Genomic DNA, 16,602 nt, shown 5'->3' with positions numbered 1-16,602 from the left:
CGCTGCACGTCTAGATATCCGTACGCAGCAGCGACATGAAGGCTCTCCATCATGAACACGCTGCCCCGCGAGCTTCATCCTTGAGAACCGAGCTGTAAATGCATGACATGAAGAAGAAAGGCCCACCGGCGCGCTGGAGAGCGGTGTGGCTGGCCACGATGGCGATGGGTGCGCAGGGCGCGGCCTTCGCGCAGGCGCCCGCGGCAGAGCCCGCGCCGGCGGCACCAGCCGCGGCGGCCACGGCGGCCACGGCGGCTGCAACCACGCCGGAGCCCGTGCGCAAGGTCGACATCAACGAATACATCGTGCGCGGCAACACCGTGCTGGACGCACGCGCCATCGAGAAAGCCGTCACGCCTTTTCTCGGCCCCGAGCGCACGCTGAAAGACGTGGAGGGCGCGCGCGACGCACTGCTCGCGGCCTACCAGGCGGCGGGTTATCAGTCGGTGTACGTCGACCTGCCCGAGCAGCAGGTGACGCAGGGCGTCGTGTTCCTGCAGGTGAACGAAACGCGGGTGGGCCGCGTGCGCGTGGTGGGCGCCGAATACAACTCGCCGCTGGACGTGCGCGACCAGGTGCCCGCGCTGAAGGAGGGCGGCGTGCCCAACTTCAACAATGCGCAGTCCGAACTCTCCGCCCTCAACCGCGGCCCCAAGCGGCAGGTGATGCCGCTCGTTCGCCAGGGGAGCATGCCGGGCACGATGGACGTGGACCTCAAGGTGGAGGACTCGAGCCCGTGGCGCGCGAGCGTCGGTCTCAACAACGACTACAGCGCGGACACGCGCAAGCTGCGCGCCACCGCTTCGCTCGGGCACGACAACCTCTGGCAGCTGGGCCACAGCGCCTCCATCAGCTTCTTCGGCGCGCCGCAGGACCTGAGCCAGACCAAGGTGATCTCCGCCTCGTACACCGCGCCATTCGCCGGCACCAACTGGAGCGTGGAGGCCAACGCCTTCATGTCCGACAGCAACGTGGCGACCGTGGGCGGCACCGACGTGCTGGGCAAGGGCAATTCCTTCGGGCTGAAGGCGACCTACACGGTGCCCAACGCCGGCAACTGGTGGCATGCGTTCAGCGTCGGCATCGACTTCAAGAACAACAAGGAAGCGCTGACGCTCAAGGGCAGCGGCGACACCGTGCCGCTGAAGTACGCGCCGATCACGATTTCGTATTCGGGCTTCCGCCAGACCGAGAAGGGCCAGTACGGCGTGGGCGTCTCGCTGGTGGTGGGCACGAGCAGATCGTTCAAGTACGGCAGCGACGAGGTCGAGTTCGACTACAAGCGCTACAAGTCCACGCCACGCTTCATGGTGCTGAAGACCGACCTCAACGGCACGCACAGCTTCAACGGCGGCTCGCAGCTTTCCTTCCGCTTCAACGGGCAACTGGCCGACTCCGCACTGGTGTCGAGCGAGCAGATCGCCGCCGGCGGCATGAACTCGGTGCGCGGCTATCTCTCGGCCGAAGCCACCGGCGACTACGGCGTGGTGGGTTCGGTGGAGCTGCGCAGCAAGCCGCTGACGTACCTGGGCAGCGCGGTGGAGAACTGGCGCGTGTATGCCTTCGCCGATGCGGCGCGGCTGCGCCTCAAAAACCCGCTGGCCGAACAGAACGACCGCTTCTCGCTGTACTCGCTGGGCGTCGGCACCAGCTTCAAGGTCGGGCAGTACCTGGCCGGCCGTGTCGACATCGGCTACCCGCTCACGGACGGACCGCGCACGAAGAAGCACGACCCGCGGGTGAGTTTCAGCCTCATCGCGAACTACTGATCCATCCGCGCGGCACCCCGTTTTCATCTTTCATTTTTTTCTCACGAGTTTTCCGGAGACCCCTGTCATGCGACGAATTCTTCTCATCGTTCTCACGCTGCTGAGCACGCTCCTGCCGGGCCTGGCGCATGCCTGGTGGCAGGCCGAGTGGTCCTACCGCAAGCCCGTCACCATCGACGGCGGTCCGCAGGCGGGCGCCATCGGCAGCGATGCCGGGCGCGTGCCGGTGCTGGTGCGCCTGCACACGGGCAACTTCAAGTTCGAAGGCGTGAGCGAGACCGGCGCCGACCTGCGCTTCGTCGCGGCCGACGACAAGACGGTGCTCAACCACCAGATCGAGCAGTTCGATCCGCTGCTGGGCATGGCGCTCGTCTGGGTCGACGTGCCCAACGTATCGGCCGGCACGCCCACGAAGCTGTGGATGTACTACGGCAACCCGAAGGCGCCCGCCTCGGGCAACGGCCAGCGCAGCTTCGACCCCGACTACACGCTGGTCTATCACTTCGCCGAAGGCGCGGTGCCGCCGCGCGACACCACGGCCTACGGCAACAACGGCCAGACCCCGGCGGTGCCGGTCGAAGGCACGGTCATCGGCAAGGGCGCGCAGCTCGGAACCGGTCCGCTGATGCTGCCCGCCACGCCATCGCTCGCGGTGCAGGCCGGCGGTGCGCTCACTTTCTCCGCATGGGTGAAGCCCGACCAGCTCGGCGCACGCCAGGCGATCTATGCACGCCGCGACGGCGCGGGCGAACTCGTGGTCGGCATCGACCAGGGCGTGCCCTTCGTGCAGGTCAACGGCCAGCGCAGCGCGCCGGGCCAGCCGGTGCAGGCCGGCCAGTGGTCGCACATCGCGGTGAAGGCCGAGGGCGAGAACGTGGCGCTGTATGTGGGCGGGCGTCCCGCGGTGTCGCTCGCGGCGAAGCTGCCGGCGCTGAACACGGCGGCCGCCATCGGTGCGGATGCGCCGGCCGGTGCGGCTGCCGCGCAGGGTGCGCAAGCCGTTGCCGCCTTCGCACCGTTCACCGGTGCCATCGACGAAGTGCGCCTCTCGAAGGTTGCGCGCGCCGATGCATTGCTGCTGGCCGATGCCGTGTCGCAAGGCGCCGAGTCGCGCCTCACCGCCTTCGGTGCCGACGAGCAGCAGGCCGGCAAGAGCCACTTCGGCTTCATCCTCGCCGCGATGCCGCTGGACGCATGGGTCGTCGTGGGCCTGCTGGGTCTGATGATGGTCCTGTCGTGGGCCATCATGATCGGCAAGGGCCGCAGCTACGGCGCCACCTCGCGCGCCAACGGCATCTTCATCGAACACTTCCGCGAAGCCGCGGGCGCGCCGCTCGACCGTCTGGCGGTAAGCAACAGCGTGCCCGAGGACGTGCGCGCCGATTCGTCGCTGTGGCGCCTGTACGAAGTGGCGATCGACGAAATGCGCCGCCGCCACGACCGCGGCTACGACCTGAGCGCCGTGTCGACCGCGACCATCGGCGCGATCCGCGCGGCCATGGACGGCGTGATGGTGCGCGAGACCGAGCGCATGTCCAAGCGCATGAACTGGCTCTCGACCACCATCGAAGGCGCGCCCTACGTCGGCCTCTTCGGCACGGTGATCGGGATCATGCTGGTGTTCGTCGTCGCGGCCATGGCCGGCGCGGTGGACATCAATTCGGTGGCGCCCGGCATGGCCGCTGCGCTGCTGTGTACCGCCGCGGGCCTGGGCGTCGCGATTCCCGCGCTCTTTGGCTACAACTGGCTTGCTTCGCGTTCGGATGCCATCGGCGCCGACATGGCGGTGTTCGTCGACGAGTTCGTCACGCGCCTGGCGGAAGAGCAGGGCGAAGGTCGCTCGGTGCCGCATGCCGTGGCCAAGCGCGCCTGAGAACGAACGCACGCCATGGCAAACACCGCAGCCAAGTTCGGCACCCGCAAGCGCGCGGGCGGCATCAACATCACGCCCTTCGTGGACGTGCTGCTGGTGGTGCTGGTGATCTTCATCCTCACCAGCAACGCCAGCATTCCGGGCATCAAGGTCGACCTGCCGAAGGCCAGCGCCTCGGTGGCGCTGGAAAAACCCAAGACCAAGGCCATCACCATCGACAACGCGGGCAACGTGTTCCTCGATGCCTACCCGGTCACGCTGCCGGAGCTGGAGGAACGCCTTCGCACCGAGAAGGCGCTGTCGCCCGACTTTCCCGTGATCGTGCGCGGCGATGCCAGCGTGCAGTACGCGAAGGTGGTCGACGTGCTGGACCTGCTGCGCCGCATCGAGCTGAACCAGATCGGCCTCGTGACCGGCAAGCAGAAGTGAGGAGCCGCGCGTGAAACCTCGCGATCCGACTCTTGCTTTCGCGCACGCGCACGCGGGCGGGAAGGGAAGGCCGAAAGGGCTGTGGCGCCGATGGGGCGGCGTGGCCATCGGGCTGGCGATCTTCGCCGCGCTGGTGGCGCTGGTCTGGCATCTGCTGAACGACACCGCGAGCACCAAGCGCGTGGTGGCCGACGCGCCGATGCTGATGCTGCCGCCGCCCCCTCCGCCACCGCCGCCCGAGCCCGAGAAACTGCCCGAGCCCGAGCCGGAAAAGATCAAGCCCGTGGCCGAACCGGAGCCCAAGCCGCTCGAGCCGCTGGAGCCGCCCAAGGACGACACGCCGCCCAGCCCCTCGAAGGACCTGGGCGACCCGGTGACCATGGACAGCGCCGGCCAGGCCGGCAACGACGCCTTCGGCATCCAGGCCGGCAGCGGCGGCGGCATGAGCGGTACCGGTGCCGGCGGCGGCCTGGGCAGCGGCTCGTATGCGCGCTACGTATCGAGCCTGCTGCAGCAGGCGCTGTCGCGCGATCCGCGCACCCGCCAGCTGGTGTTCGAGGACATCCAGATCGACCTGTGGCTCGGCGCCGACGGCAAGACCACCCGCGTGCAGCTGGTGCGCGGCACCGGCGCGAGCGACACCGACGACGCCGTGCTCGCCATGCTGCGCGCGCTCGACCGCGTCGACGAGAAGCCGCCGGCCTCGTTGCGCTTTCCGATGCGCGTGTCCATGAAGGGGCGCCGCCCATGACCACCGATGCCCGACGCGCCTTGACCGACCCATTCAATCCTGTGAACGAAGCGATGAACCATCTTCAAAACATCCAGCGCCGGGGCGCCATGCCGACCCTGCGCCAATGCGCGCTCGCGGCGGCCGTGGCCTCCGTGTTCGCCTTCGCGGCCGGCAACGCCGCAGCCCAGGCCGCACCTGCGGCAGGCGAGACCGCCATGGTCAAGCTGATCCGTGGCCTCCTCCAGAGCGGCACGCTCGCCAAGGACGTGGGCGAGGCGCTGCTCGCGCAGGCCCAGACCGAGGCTCTGGCAGCGCAACAGGCGCAGCAGCGCATGGCTGCTTCGGCGACCGCAGCCTCGGCCAGCGTGGCCGGCGGCGTGCGGCTGGAGGCGGGCGACGTGCGCGTGCCCTACATCTCGCAGACCGTGCGCGACCAGATCCGCGACGAGGTCAAGGCCCAGGTCATGGCGCAGGCCAAGGACGAGGGCTGGGCCGCGCCCAACGAAACGCCCGAGTGGAGCAAGCGCATCCGCGTGGAAGGCGATGTGCGCGTGCGCAACGAATCGCGCAGCTACGCGAGCAACAACAGCAACATCGAGATCAACTGGGCCGAGCTCAACAAGGGCAGCGGCTACGACGTCAATCCGAACACCAATCTCGCGCTGCCGTCGATCCTCAACACGCTCAAGAGCCGGCGCAACGTGTTCCGCGCCCGCGCGCGGCTGGGTGTGTTCGCCGACCTCTCCGAGAACACCAAGGCCGGCGTGCGCCTGGCCTCGGGCAGCGACGAGAGCCCGGTCTCGACCACGCAGACGCTGGGCGGTGGCCTCAGCAAGAAGAGCGTGTGGCTCGACCAGATGTGGATCTCGCACAAGCCGGTCGATTGGCTCACCGTGACCGCGGGCCGCTTCGGCAACCCGTTCATGTCGAGCGACGTGCTGTTCTCGAACGACCTCAACTTCGACGGCATCGCCGCGCAGTTCGAGAAAAAGCTTGCCTCCAACCGCGACCTCACGCTGTTCGGCACGCTGGGCCTCATTCCGCTCGAATACTCCTCGGACAACGCGCCCAGCCGCGCGCAGGCCGAGTTCAAGGCCAAGAGCGAGAACAAGTGGCTGCTCGGTGCGCAGGTGGGCGCCGACTGGAAGATCGACGAGGACAACCGCCTGCGCGGCGCGCTCGCGTACTACAACTTCCGCAACATCAGCGGCAAGGTCTCCGAGCCCTGCGCGCTGTACGCGGGCGCCGACGGCTGCAGCACCGACTGGTCGCGCCCGGCCTTCATGCAGAAGGGCAACACGCTCATGCTGCTGCGCGACATCGCGCTCGATCCGCTCAACCCGGCCGGCACGCCGCAGCCGCAGTACGTGGGCCTGGCCTCGCAGTTCCGCCTGATCGACCTGAACCTGCGCTGGGACACGCAGGTGGCCGGCAACAACCTGCGCCTGGATGCGAACTTCGTGCGCAATACCGCCTACGACGCCAACGACATCTGGCGGCGCGCCGGCGTGCGCGGCACCATCTTGAACAACTTCGGCCCCACCGGCGGCACCAGCCAGGCCGACTTCAAGAGCGGCGGCAACGCCTACATGCTGCAGGCCACCTACGGCAAGCCGGCACCGGCCGCGCGCGGCGACTGGAACGTGCTGGCGGGCTACAAGCGCATCGAGCCCGATGCGCTGCCGGACGGCTACAACGACTCGACCTTCCACGGCGGCGGCACCAACGCACGCGGCTACTTTCTGGGCGGCTCGTATGCGATCGACAAGAACATGTGGTTCACCGGCCGCTGGCTCTCGACCCGCGAGGTGTTCGGGCCGCCGCTGTCGATCGACACCCTGCAGCTTGAGTTCAATGCACGCTTCTAAGGGGGTCGACGTGTCCAGAAAATTACTCCCGGCGCTGGTGCTGGCCGCGCTCGCCGCCACGGCCGGCGTGTCGCATGCCCAGCAGCCGCCGCAGGGCCAGAGCATGGAAGAGCGGCTGCGCGCGCAGTTGCGCATCACGACCTCGCAGCTGCAGCAGGCGCAGAACGAACTGGCGGCGCTGAAGGCGGGGCAGCCCGCGGGTGCGCCTGCAGCCGCCGCCGGCGCGGCGCCGGCCAGCAAGTCCGAGCTCGATGCGCTCAAGAAGGAGCTCGCGCAGAGCCAGCAGCAGCTCGCCGCCGAACGCCAGGCGCGCGCGCAGGCGAGCGCGGGTGGCGAGCAACTGCGCCAGCAAGCCCAGGCCACGAGCGAGAAAGCCACGGCGCAGATCGCGCAGTTCCGCGGCGCCTACGACGACCTGCTGAAGCTGGCGCGTGCCGCCGAGGCCGAGCGCCAGCGCCTGGCGACGGAGGCCGTCACGCAGCGCACCGCGCTCACGCAATGCGAGGCCAAGAACACGCAGCTCTACGCGGTGGGGCAGGAGATCCTGCGCGCCTACGAAACGGTGGACCTGGGCAGCGTGCTGGCATCGCGCCAGCCCTTCGCCGCGCAGAGCCGCGTCAAGTTCGAGCAGATCGCGCAGCAGTACGGCGACAAGCTGTACGAGGGCAAGTTCGACGTGCGCGCGGTGAATACGCCGGCGCCGGCCAAACCCGCGGAGGCCGCACCCGCCGCACCGGCATCCGGAGAACAGAAGCAATGACGAAGCGCAACATGAAGTCCGCCGCACTCGCACAGCGGCTGCGTGCCGCCTGCGGCGTGCTGCTGGTCTCGTCGGTCGGCGTGGCCGCGGCGCAGACGCCCGCACCCGGCAACGCCGTCGTGGCGCGCATGGGCGAAGTCACGGTGGGCCAGGACGAGGTCGAGAAGCTGCTGCAGGCACTGCCCGAAGCGGAACGCGCCGCCGTCAAGGCCGACCGCGCGAGCCTGGACGGCTGGCTGCGCCAGCGCCTGCTGAGCGAGGCGCTGCTGCGCGATGCCCGCGGCAAGGGCTGGGCCGACCGGCCCGAGGTGAAGGCGAAGGTCGATGCGGCCGTGCGCGAGGCCACCATGCGCGTGGTCGCCGCGAGCTATCTCGAATCGGTGAGCCAGGTGCCGGCGGGCTATCCGTCGGATGCGGAAGTGAAGGAGGCCTACGAACAGGGCAAGGCCAACTTCAACCTGCCCGCCGGCTACCGCGTGGCGCAGATCTTTTTGGCCACGCCAGATCGCGATGCGGCCGCCATCGCCAAGGTGCGCGGAGAAGCGGGCAAGCTGGCCCGGCAGGCACGTGCCGGCGATTTCGCCGCCGTGGCGCGCGCGAACTCGCAGGACAAGCGCACAGCCGAGCGCGGCGGCGAAGTGGAGGCCCTGCCGCTGGCCCGCATGCTCCCCGAGCTGCGCGACACGGTGGCCATGCTGAAGCCCGGACAGGTGAGCGAACCGGTGCAGGCGCAGGCCGGCTTTCACGTCGTGAAGCTGCTCGACACGCAGCCAGCGCGCACCGCCACGCTCGACGAGATGAAGCCGCAGCTGCAGCTCGCGCTGCGCCAGCAGCGGCAGCAGCAACTGGTGCAGGCCTACCTCGCGCAACTGGCGCCGGCCACGCAATTGAGCATCGACGGCGCCGCGCTGGACGCGGCGCTCAAGAAGACGAACTGAACGCATCCACAACAGGGCAGACACATGAACGACACGACAACGAACATCAACCAAGCCACCGACACCGCCGCAGCGACGGCGCAGCACCTCGACCTGCTGGACGCCGTCACGCCCGAGCAGGTGTCCGATGCCATCAAGGCTGCCGGCGCGGCCGTGACCACCATCGAGCAGAACGGCGTGGTGCGCCTGCACAGCGCGAGCCACGGCGTCGGCTTCCAGGTGCTGTGGGGCAACCCGGTCACGACCACGCAGTACACCGATTTCACGCTGAGCTGCCCGCTGCATGTGCAGGGCGGCACGCTGCCCGAGGCGGTGCTCGCCTCCTGGCACCGCACCAAGCGCTTTGCGCGCGTGGCGCAGCACGGCGACCTCGTGGTGCTGGAGATGGACGTGGTGGTCGCGGGCGGCGTGAGCCCCGCGTATCTCTCGTTCGCGATGCGGCTGTGGATGCAGATGATGGGCGAGTTCTTCCTGCACCTGCGCAACTACGGGCCGGCCGCGGAAACCCGTGGCGATGCGGCGAACGGCGGGGCCGTCGGAGAAGCCGCGCGGGACGTTCCCGCCGCTGCCTGAGGCTGGCCCGAGAGTGCCGGAAACGCGTCGAAGCGCGATGCCTGCCGCCCACAACGCCCGACCGGCGCTGTCGATCGAGGATCACGAAGCGCCCGTGGTCCGCGCCATCCATGCCACTGAGCGCCAGGCGCAGCGGGCGCGGCGCGCCGAAACCGCGCGCCAGCGGCAGCGCGCGGCGCTGCTCGACCTGCTCGCACAGACCATGGCGGAGCTGCACATCTCGATGTCGGAGCTCAATGCGGCGCGGCGGGCGCGCGAAGGATCAAAGCCGAAGTGAGGCGGGCGCCATGCCGTGGCGGCGCTTGGCTTCGGCGCTGACGTCCGAAGCCATGAAGTCGAGCAGGGCGCGCACGGCGGCCGGGTGCGGGGTGCCGACGCTGGGCGCGGCCGAGAAGGTCGTGACGATCCGGATCTGCCGCGGCAATGGGCCGAGCAAACGGATGCCTTCGAGGCCGATCAGCTCGCTCATCTGCTGGAAGCCGAGCGCAGCCTCGCCGCGCGCGACCAGCTCGCCGACCGGCACGCCCGGCGGTGCTTGCACGAGGCGGCCGCGGATCTCGTCGGCGATGCCCCAGCGCTCGAACAGCGCGAGCAGCGCGACACCGCTCGGGCCGGTCGAATAGGCGATGCGGGCCGCCGACTGAACGGCGTGGCGCACGGCATCTTCCGTGGCGATGCCGGGCGGCTCGGCATCCGCATGCACCGCGACGCCGACTTCCGAGCGGACGATGTCGACCTTGCCCGCCGCATCGAGCCTGCCCGCGGCAATGAGCTTGTCGATCGCGTCCGAAGCCAGGACCACGATGTCGAACGATTCGCCATCGACCACGCGCCGTGCGGCATCGACACCGCCCACCGCCTCGAAGGAGACTGTCACGCCGGTGCGCTGCGCGTACGCCGCCGCGAGTTCGTCAAGCAACCCGCGGGTCGCCATCGAGCAGATGCCCCGCAGGGACGTTGCCATGGATGTCAGTCCGGTTTGATGTTCGCTTCGCGGATCAGCTTGCCGTAGCGTGCCGCATCGCTCTTGAGCAGCTTTTCGAACTGCGCGGTCGGACCCGGCAGCGGCACGCCGCCGGCTGCGGCGAGTTGCTCGCGCACTTCCTTCGAATCGATTGCCTTCTGCACCGCATCGTGCAGCGTGGCCAGCACCGGCGCGGGCAGCCCCGCGGGCGCTACGAAGCCGTACCAGACGCTGGCCTCGAAACCCGGGTAGCCCGACTCGGCCACCGTCGGCACGCCCGGCAGCACGGCGGAGCGCTCGGTGCTCATCACCGCCAGCACCTTCAGCTTGCCGCCCTTCACGAGCGGCAGCACTTCGAGCGCGTTGACCGCCACCACATCGACATGGCCGCCGAGCACATCGGTGATCGCCTGCGCGCCGCCCTTGTAGGGCACATGGCTCAGCTTGAGGCCGGCCGTGTGCTGGAACAGTTCCATCGCCAGGTGCGGCGTGGCGCCGTTGCCCGGCGTCGCGACGGTCACGCCGCCCGGCTTGGCCTTGGCGGCAGCCACCAGCTCTGGCAGCGTCTTGATCGGCGAGCCCTCGCGTACGGCGAACACCACGGGCACCCGGCCGACCATCGAGACGGGCGTGAAGTCGCGGTCGAGGTCGTAGGGCGCAGGCTGGTACATCGACGGGTTCACCGCGAGCGCATTGGCCGCGAGCAGCAGCGTGTAGCCATCGGGCGCGCTCGATGTCAGCGACTTGATCGCAATGTTGGTGCCGGCGCCGGGCTTGTTCTCGACGACGACGGGCTGGCCGAGGACCGTCGCCATGCGCTGGCCCACGGAACGCGCGATGGCATCGACCGCGCCGCCGGCGCTGTAGCCGACCAGGATCTTCACGGGCTTGGAGGGATAGGCGTCGGCTGCGCTCACGTTGAGAGAAGCGCCGAGCGCAAGGAGGCCGGCGAGGGCAAGGAGATGACGGCGGAGAGAGGAGGTCTTCATGGTTTCACAGGAGGGCGGGGCGCTGGCTGTGCTGCGTCCCAGGTCTGCGGCGCGGCATCCTTGCCGGCCACCGAATACAGCGCGCCGGGCGCGTTGCGTGTCTGCTGGAAGTCTTCCAGCGTCTGGCCGCGCATGGCGGCGTAGATGTGCAGGTTCGATACGCCGACGACCGCGCCGAGCTTCTCCAGCATGAAGAAGATGACGCCGTAGTGGATGAGCCCGCGCCAGTCGCGTTCGCGCACCAGCGTGCGCTCCTGCGGGGTCAGCGCCGCGGCATCGAACGAAGCTTCTTCATCGGCAAGGAAGCGGGCGCGATGCTCGGGCCGTGTCATGCCATGCAGGAACTTGTTGAGGCGGTATGCGCGCACGCTGGTCTCCAGCGTGAACGGATGCGTGCCTTCGAGCGATTCGACGCCGGCCAGTTGCTCGTCCATGTGGCGGCGATGGCGCTCTGTTTCGCGGGCAACAGGCGGGCTCGCGAGGTTCTCGTAGATGGCGGTCGCGATGCCGGTCATCGACGGCAGGTAATAGCTCTGGTGCGTCTTGCGGATGTTGGACGAGAGCGCGCCGCGCATCACCAGCCACATGATGACCTCGGCGCCTTCCATGCCGCCCAGCGTCGCGAGCTCGGCCTGCGTCATCTCGGTGAGGCGCACCGGGTCGTTCTCGATGAGGTCGAGGAACTGCGCGTCCCACGCGGTGTTGTTGAAGCCCGCGCGCTCGCCGTGCACCTGGTGCGAGAGCCCGCCGGTGGCGACGATGGCCACCTTCAGGTCTTCGGGGTAGCTCTCGATCGCGCGGCGCAGCGCCTGTCCGAGCCGGTAGCAGCGCCGCGCCGATGGCACCGGCGACTGCAGCACGCCGACCTGCAGCGGGATCACCGGCACGGGCCATGCGGGCTCGTGCGGGCACAGCAGCGACATCGGCGAGAACACGCCATGGTCGAGCGCCCGGTCCTGAAAGAAGGACATGTCGAACTCGTCCGCCACCAGCGATCGGCCGATGTGCTGCGCGAGCGCAGGATGACCGGCGAGCGGCGGCAGGTCGCGCGCGCCGCAGCCTTCGTCGGCCACCGCGTGCTGCTCGCCGACGCCGAGCGAGAAGGCCGAATAGTGATCGAAGAAGAACGCGCTGACGTGGTCGTTGTAGATGAAGAAAAGCACGTCGGGCTGGCGCTCGGCCAGCCAGCGCTGCACGGGCGCGAAGGCCTCGAAGATCGGCGCCCACACCGGGTCCTGCTGCTTCTTCTTGTCGAAGGCGAAGCCGATGGTGGGCGTGTGCGAGCACGCGACGGCGCCGATGATGCGAGCCATGGTGGTTCTTCTTCAGTCGATGTAGCGCAGGCCGGCCTTGGCCAACGGCTCGCGCATGGCGTACATGTCCAGGCCCAGCTCGCCCGCGGCGAAACGCTCGCGCTTGGCGGTTTCGTTGGCTTCGCGGGCCTCGGCCGCATCTGCCACCTGCTGCGCGCGTGAGGCCGGCACGATGACCACGCCATCGATGTCGGCAACGACCACGTCGCCCGGGTTCACCAGCGCGCCCGCACACACCACCGGCACGTTGACCGAACCGAGGGTTGCCTTGATCGTTCCCTTCGAATGGATCGCGCGGCTGAACACGGGGAAGCCCATCGCGTTGAGGTCACGCACGTCGCGCACGCCGCCGTCGATCACCAGGCCCTTGCAGCCGCGCGCCTTGAACGAGGTCGCGAGCAGGTCGCCGAAGAAGCCGTCGGTGCTGTCGCTGGTGCAGGCCGCAACCACGACGTCGCCGGGCTGGATCTGCTCGGCCGCGACATGCAGCATCCAGTTGTCGCCGGGCTGCAGCAGAACGGTGATCGCCGTGCCGCAGAAGCGCGCATCGGGGTGGATGGGGCGGATGCGCGGCTGCATCAAGCCCAGGCGGCCGAGCGCTTCATGCACGGTGGAGACGCCGAAGCGCGAGAGCTTTTCGACCGCGGCCGCATCGGCGCGCACGATGTTGCGATGGACGACGCCGAGTTGTTGTGGAAGGGTGTTGTGCGACATGGTCAGAGGCCTTTGGCAATGAGTGCGCGATCCAGTCGCGGATAGACGCGGCGTGCGTTGCCTTCGAATACCTTGTGGCGCGTTTGAGCGTCGAGCATCGGTGTCGCGTCGATGTAGCGGCGCGTGTCGTCGTAGAAGAAGCCGGTCTCCGGATCGATGCCACGCACGGCGCCGATCATCTCGCTCGCGAAAAGGATGTTGTCCACCGGGATCACGCGCGTCAGCAGGTCGATGCCCGGCTGGTGGTAGACGCAGGTGTCGAAGAAGATGTTGTTGAGCAGGTGGTCTTTCAGCAGCGGCTTCTTCATCTCCTGCGCCAGCCCGCGAAAGCGCCCCCAGTGATAGGGCACCGCGCCGCCGCCGTGCGGGATCACGAAGCGCAGCGTGGGAAAGTCGGTGAAGAGGTCGGAGGTGAGGCACTGCATGAACGCGGTGGTGTCCGCATTCAGGTAGTGCGCGCCGGTGGTGTGAAAGCAGGCATTGCAGCTCGTGCTGACATGCACCATCGCCGGGATGTCGTGCTCGACCATCTTCTCGTAGAGCGGATACCAGTGGCGGTCCGACAGCGGCGGCGAAGTCCAGTGCCCGCCCGACGGGTCGGGGTTGAGGTTGATCGCCACGAAGCCGTATTCGCGCACGCAGCGCTCCAGCTCCGGGATGCAACTGCGCGGATCGACGCCGGGCGATTGCGGCAGCATCGCCGCGCCGATGAAGTGATCGGGAAAGAGCTCGCTCACCCGAAAGCACAGCTCATTGCAGATCGCCGCCCAGGTCGACGAGGTTTCGAAGTCGCCGATGTGGTGCGCCATGAAGCTCGCGCGCGGACTGAAGATCGTGAGGTCGCTGCCGCGTTCCTTCATGAGGCGCAGCTGGTTGCCCTCGATGGATTCGCGCAACTCGTCGTCGCTGATCTTCAGGTCGGCGACCCGGGGCTTCATCGCCGGGTCTTTCAGCCCCGCGATCTGCTGGTTGCGCCAGTTTTCCAGCGCCTTGGGCGCGGTGGTGTAGTGGCCGTGGCAGTCGATGATCATTTCTTGCAACCCAATTGGTTTGGCTCGGAGCCATCGAGTGTGGTCGCGGACCCTCTGGCGTGGGGTGAGTTCGGGTTGCCCTACCATCAGACTTTCTTATCGATAGGGTTTACCCGGAAGGCTGAAATGAGTAGGGCGCACCAACCAGACAAAGTGATCGGCAGCGCGCTCGCCATCAACCTGCGGCACCTGCGCGCGTTCTCGGCCGTGGCCGCCGCCGGCAGCATCGCCAGGGCCGCCGACGAGCAGCTCTACCGCGTCGCCTCGGGCGTCACGCGTTCCATTTCCGAACTGGAAAGCGCGCTGGGCAGGCCGCTCTTCGATCGCCGTGCGCGCGGCATGGCGCTCAATTCGTATGGCGACCTGGTGCTGGTGCGCGCGCGCCGCATCGAGCGCGAGTTCGAGGAGGCGCGCGCGCAGCTCGTTGCGCGCGGCGGCATCGGCGCGACCGCCGATGTGCCATCGCTCTTCGCATCGATCCTCAACGGCCGGCGGCTCGCGGTGATCGCGAGCCTGGTCGAGAAGCGCAACATGCCCGCGGTCGCGCGCGAGTTCGGCATCACGCAGCCGGCCGTCAGCAGTGCGCTGAAGGACCTGGAAGGCGGGCTCGGCGTCGCGCTGCTCGAACGCAAGGCGCGCGGCCTTGCACCGACCGCGGCCGGGGAGATCGTGGCCCTCTACTTCAAGCGCGTGCTCGCGGAGCTGCGCCACATCGGGCCGGACATCGCCGCGAGCGACGGCATGTTGCAGGGGAGCGTGACCGTCGGGGCGCTCCCGCTCGGACGCACGCAGATCCTGCCGCTCGCGATCGCCTCGCTGCTCGCGCGGCATCCGGGGCTGCATGTGGCCACGGTCGAGAGCCCGTACGACGCGCTGGCCGCATCGCTGCGCAGCGGCGACGTCGACTTCATCCTCGGCGCGCTGCGCAGCCCCGCCGAAGCCAGGGACCTGCAGCAGGAAGCGCTGTTCGAAGACAGCATCGCGGTGATCGCGCGCGCCGGCCATCCGCTGGAGCGCGCGAAGCGCATCGACTTCGATGCACTACGGCAGGCGACATGGGCCCTCTCGCGGCACAACACGCCGTCGCGCGAACTGCTCGAGCGCTTCTTCTCGTCGGCACGCGAGGCGCCGCCGATTCCGGCGGTGGAAACAGGCGACCTTGCGGTGCTGCGCGGCCTGCTGCTGGAGAGCGACATGCTCACCGCGATCTCGCCGCATCAACTGCGCTATGAAATTCGCGACGGCAGCCTGGTGGTGCTGGACTTTCCGCTCGACGAGACGCGCCGCGAGATCGGGCTCACGCAGCGGCAGGGCGCATTGGCATCGCCGGGGGCGAGGGCGTTGATGGCGGAGATCGCGGCGGTGGTGGCGCGGTCGCCGGATTTCCGGGCGAGGGCGAGGCGGACGGGCGGTTGATCAGCGCTTATCTGGTTGTGGTGCGCTTCGATCGAACCGGAGCCCGGCCGCGGTTCCACTCCCGAGATCGAGTACGAAGCGCATCTCCGCGCCTTCCGAAACAAGCTGGAGCCTGAGCTTCGCCTGCAGCGTGTCGCAGCGCAGGTGCGCGTTCTTCCCTTCGGCCGCCGCGTCGCGCACCGACAGCGAATCGATCTGTGCCGTCACGCCGCGGCCCACGGCCTCGGAATGCAGGCCGATACGGTTACGGCCCGCGTTGCGGCCTTCGAGGCGGCCCCGCAATCCCGAGAGCGCGAAGGCCCCGTCGCCGAGCTGCAGGTCGCCGGACAGCGAGGTGCGGCCCAGCAGGAGGCGCGCCTGCTCGGTCAGCCCGCTGGCCCCTTGGCCGCGGCCGCAGCGCAGCATCGACTCGGCGAACGCCTGCAACTGCAGCTTGCCGCGCTCGGAAATCCACGGGCTCAGCAGCGCGCCGCGGCGCTCGAAGGTCACGCCGGCCAGCGGAGCCGAGGCGAACTGGTAGATGTAGCTGCGACCGTCGGGCGCATCGACATAGATGCCCAGCCGGCTCACGCCCATGCGCGAGTCGGGGCCGACGTGCTCGACCGTCGCATCGTTGAAATCGATCTGCCCGCCGCGTAGGGGCACCGTCACGTCGGCATCGAAGAGCAGATGCGCATCGGTGATTTTTCCGCGGATGGTGCCGTGGGCCATGCCGAGAGGGGCGAGGCTTGTTGCATCGGCCTGCGCCTGAGTGGCGGGAAGTGCTGCAGCCGGCGCCGTCACCTGTGCGGTGGTCCATGCCCCGTGCAGTCGCGGCGGCACGCGCAAAGGACCATGCAGCTTCAAGCCCGAGAACTCGGCCTCGCGGGCCTCTACGCCGACCAACTGCGGCGCGCCGGCCTCGATGCATATCTGCGCGACGAGGCCGCGCACGGCCACACGGCCGATCTCCAGCTTGAGTTCGCCTGAGGTGAGCTGAAGGGAGGCCGCTTCGAGCTGATCGATCCGGAGGCTGGCCGTGCCGTCCTTCTCCGCACTCCAGGCCAGGCCTTCGATCGCGAAGCGATTGCCCGCGGTGCCGTCGGAAGCTGCGAGGTCCATGCCAAGCAGCAGTTGAAGGATGGAGGACGCGAGAGGAGTCGCCATGGGCTTCTTCTACCAGACCTCGCCATGCCGGCGTGTCGGCCTCCGGCGCATGTGCGGCACCCGGGATGGCGGCTCTTCAACCGTGT

The 16,602-nt window shown here is 68.7% G+C and carries 16 protein-coding genes; 10 read left to right on the top strand and 6 right to left on the bottom strand.

The annotated features are described in order from the left end of the window. Window positions 1-107 precede the first annotated feature (107 nt). The 9 genes from QF040_RS09315 (at window position 108) to QF040_RS09275 (ending at window position 9,220) form a co-directional block, all read left to right on the top strand. Window positions 108-1,769 (top strand): ShlB/FhaC/HecB family hemolysin secretion/activation protein, encoded by a 1,662-nt coding sequence (locus QF040_RS09315; protein ID WP_429610802.1) that lies wholly within the window; start codon window positions 108-110, stop codon window positions 1,767-1,769. Window positions 1,770-1,836: 67 nt separating this feature from the next. After that, window positions 1,837-3,642 carry a DUF2341 domain-containing protein gene (locus QF040_RS09310; RefSeq protein ID WP_429610801.1) on the top strand — a complete coding sequence of 602 codons (1,806 nt, stop codon included), beginning with the start codon at window positions 1,837-1,839 and terminating at the stop codon, window positions 3,640-3,642. A gap of 15 nt (window positions 3,643-3,657) precedes the next feature. Further along, on the top strand, window positions 3,658-4,071 hold the full coding sequence (locus QF040_RS09305) for an ExbD/TolR family protein (protein WP_258352369.1): 414 nt from the start codon (window positions 3,658-3,660) through the stop codon (window positions 4,069-4,071). Window positions 4,072-4,081: 10 nt separating this feature from the next. Next, window positions 4,082-4,822, top strand: coding sequence for an energy transducer TonB family protein (locus QF040_RS09300; RefSeq protein WP_429610800.1), 741 nt, complete (start codon window positions 4,082-4,084; stop codon window positions 4,820-4,822). Window positions 4,823-4,875: 53 nt separating this feature from the next. Beyond that, a complete protein-coding gene (locus tag QF040_RS09295) occupies window positions 4,876-6,672 on the top strand; it encodes a putative porin (protein WP_429610799.1) in 1,797 nt (598 codons plus the stop codon). 10 nt (window positions 6,673-6,682) lie between these two features. Next, entirely contained in the window at window positions 6,683-7,432 is a 750-nt protein-coding gene (locus tag QF040_RS09290; RefSeq protein WP_429610798.1) for a hypothetical protein, read from the top strand. Further along, window positions 7,429-8,370 (top strand): peptidylprolyl isomerase, encoded by a 942-nt coding sequence (locus tag QF040_RS09285; protein ID WP_429610797.1) that lies wholly within the window; start codon window positions 7,429-7,431, stop codon window positions 8,368-8,370. The genes QF040_RS09290 and QF040_RS09285 overlap by 4 nt, the downstream gene beginning before the upstream one ends. A 24-nt stretch (window positions 8,371-8,394) precedes the next feature. Then, on the top strand, window positions 8,395-8,943 hold the full coding sequence (locus QF040_RS09280; RefSeq protein ID WP_429610796.1) for a YbjN domain-containing protein: 549 nt from the start codon (window positions 8,395-8,397) through the stop codon (window positions 8,941-8,943). A gap of 37 nt (window positions 8,944-8,980) precedes the next feature. Then, window positions 8,981-9,220: a hypothetical protein gene (locus QF040_RS09275; protein ID WP_429610795.1), complete on the top strand. Its 240-nt coding sequence runs from the start codon at window positions 8,981-8,983 to the stop codon at window positions 9,218-9,220. On the opposite strand, the gene QF040_RS09270 is transcribed toward QF040_RS09275, so the two are convergent. From QF040_RS09270 to QF040_RS09250, 5 genes are read right to left on the bottom strand one after another with little or no spacing between them, the layout of a single operon-like run. Next, the gene (locus QF040_RS09270) at window positions 9,206-9,907 is read right to left on the bottom strand and encodes a substrate-binding domain-containing protein (protein ID WP_429610794.1); all 702 of its coding nucleotides are present in this window, start codon (window positions 9,905-9,907) and stop codon (window positions 9,206-9,208) included. The two genes, QF040_RS09275 and QF040_RS09270, sit on opposite strands and share 15 nt — an antisense overlap. A 5-nt stretch (window positions 9,908-9,912) precedes the next feature. Next, window positions 9,913-10,896 carry a Bug family tripartite tricarboxylate transporter substrate binding protein gene (locus QF040_RS09265; RefSeq protein WP_429610793.1) on the bottom strand — a complete coding sequence of 328 codons (984 nt, stop codon included), beginning with the start codon at window positions 10,894-10,896 and terminating at the stop codon, window positions 9,913-9,915. Beyond that, window positions 10,893-12,209, bottom strand: coding sequence for a gallate dioxygenase (locus QF040_RS09260; protein WP_429610792.1), 1,317 nt, complete (start codon window positions 12,207-12,209; stop codon window positions 10,893-10,895). Before QF040_RS09260 ends, QF040_RS09265 begins: the two co-directional genes overlap by 4 nt. 12 nt (window positions 12,210-12,221) lie before the next feature. Further along, on the bottom strand, window positions 12,222-12,923 hold the full coding sequence (gene ligK, locus QF040_RS09255; RefSeq protein ID WP_307644335.1) for a 4-carboxy-4-hydroxy-2-oxoadipate aldolase/oxaloacetate decarboxylase: 702 nt from the start codon (window positions 12,921-12,923) through the stop codon (window positions 12,222-12,224). A 2-nt stretch (window positions 12,924-12,925) separates the two neighbouring features. Next, window positions 12,926-13,954: an amidohydrolase family protein gene (locus QF040_RS09250; protein ID WP_306878187.1), complete on the bottom strand. Its 1,029-nt coding sequence runs from the start codon at window positions 13,952-13,954 to the stop codon at window positions 12,926-12,928. 126 nt (window positions 13,955-14,080) lie between these two features. Here QF040_RS09250 and QF040_RS09245 point away from each other — a divergent pair, with 126 nt between their 5' ends. After that, window positions 14,081-15,370: a LysR family transcriptional regulator gene (locus tag QF040_RS09245; RefSeq protein WP_429610791.1), complete on the top strand. Its 1,290-nt coding sequence runs from the start codon at window positions 14,081-14,083 to the stop codon at window positions 15,368-15,370. Here the strand turns inward: QF040_RS09245 and QF040_RS09240 are convergent, their stop codons facing one another. Beyond that, window positions 15,371-16,516, bottom strand: coding sequence for a hypothetical protein (locus QF040_RS09240; protein ID WP_429610790.1), 1,146 nt, complete (start codon window positions 16,514-16,516; stop codon window positions 15,371-15,373). Window positions 16,517-16,602 lie beyond the last annotated feature (86 nt).

It is taken from the genome of Variovorax sp. W2I14, assembly GCF_050435205.1.
GTDB classification, from domain to species: Bacteria; Pseudomonadota; Gammaproteobacteria; order Burkholderiales; family Burkholderiaceae_C; genus Variovorax; species Variovorax paradoxus_C.
Note: the sequence above shows the minus strand (reverse complement) of the source record. Positions and strands in the feature narration are given on the sequence as shown.

Bases quoted from the DNA above. Each gene is read 5' to 3' on its own strand.
- QF040_RS09315 (WP_429610802.1), top strand. From the start codon at position 108: ATGAAGAAGAAAGGCCCACCGGCGCGCTGGAGAGCGGTGTGGCTGGCC.
- QF040_RS09310 (WP_429610801.1), top strand. From the start codon at position 1,837: ATGCGACGAATTCTTCTCATCGTTCTCACGCTGCTGAGCACGCTCCTG.
- QF040_RS09305 (WP_258352369.1), top strand. From the start codon at position 3,658: ATGGCAAACACCGCAGCCAAGTTCGGCACCCGCAAGCGCGCGGGCGGC.
- QF040_RS09295 (WP_429610799.1), top strand. From the start codon at position 4,876: ATGAACCATCTTCAAAACATCCAGCGCCGGGGCGCCATGCCGACCCTG.
- QF040_RS09285 (WP_429610797.1), top strand. From the start codon at position 7,429: ATGACGAAGCGCAACATGAAGTCCGCCGCACTCGCACAGCGGCTGCGT.
- QF040_RS09280 (WP_429610796.1), top strand. From the start codon at position 8,395: ATGAACGACACGACAACGAACATCAACCAAGCCACCGACACCGCCGCA.
- QF040_RS09275 (WP_429610795.1), top strand. From the start codon at position 8,981: ATGCCTGCCGCCCACAACGCCCGACCGGCGCTGTCGATCGAGGATCAC.
- QF040_RS09270 (WP_429610794.1), bottom strand. From the start codon at position 9,907: ATGGCAACGTCCCTGCGGGGCATCTGCTCGATGGCGACCCGCGGGTTG.
- QF040_RS09265 (WP_429610793.1), bottom strand. From the start codon at position 10,896: ATGAAGACCTCCTCTCTCCGCCGTCATCTCCTTGCCCTCGCCGGCCTC.
- QF040_RS09260 (WP_429610792.1), bottom strand. From the start codon at position 12,209: ATGGCTCGCATCATCGGCGCCGTCGCGTGCTCGCACACGCCCACCATC.
- ligK (WP_307644335.1), bottom strand. From the start codon at position 12,923: ATGTCGCACAACACCCTTCCACAACAACTCGGCGTCGTCCATCGCAAC.
- QF040_RS09250 (WP_306878187.1), bottom strand. From the start codon at position 13,954: ATGATCATCGACTGCCACGGCCACTACACCACCGCGCCCAAGGCGCTG.
- QF040_RS09245 (WP_429610791.1), top strand. From the start codon at position 14,081: ATGAGTAGGGCGCACCAACCAGACAAAGTGATCGGCAGCGCGCTCGCC.
- QF040_RS09240 (WP_429610790.1), bottom strand. From the start codon at position 16,516: ATGGCGACTCCTCTCGCGTCCTCCATCCTTCAACTGCTGCTTGGCATG.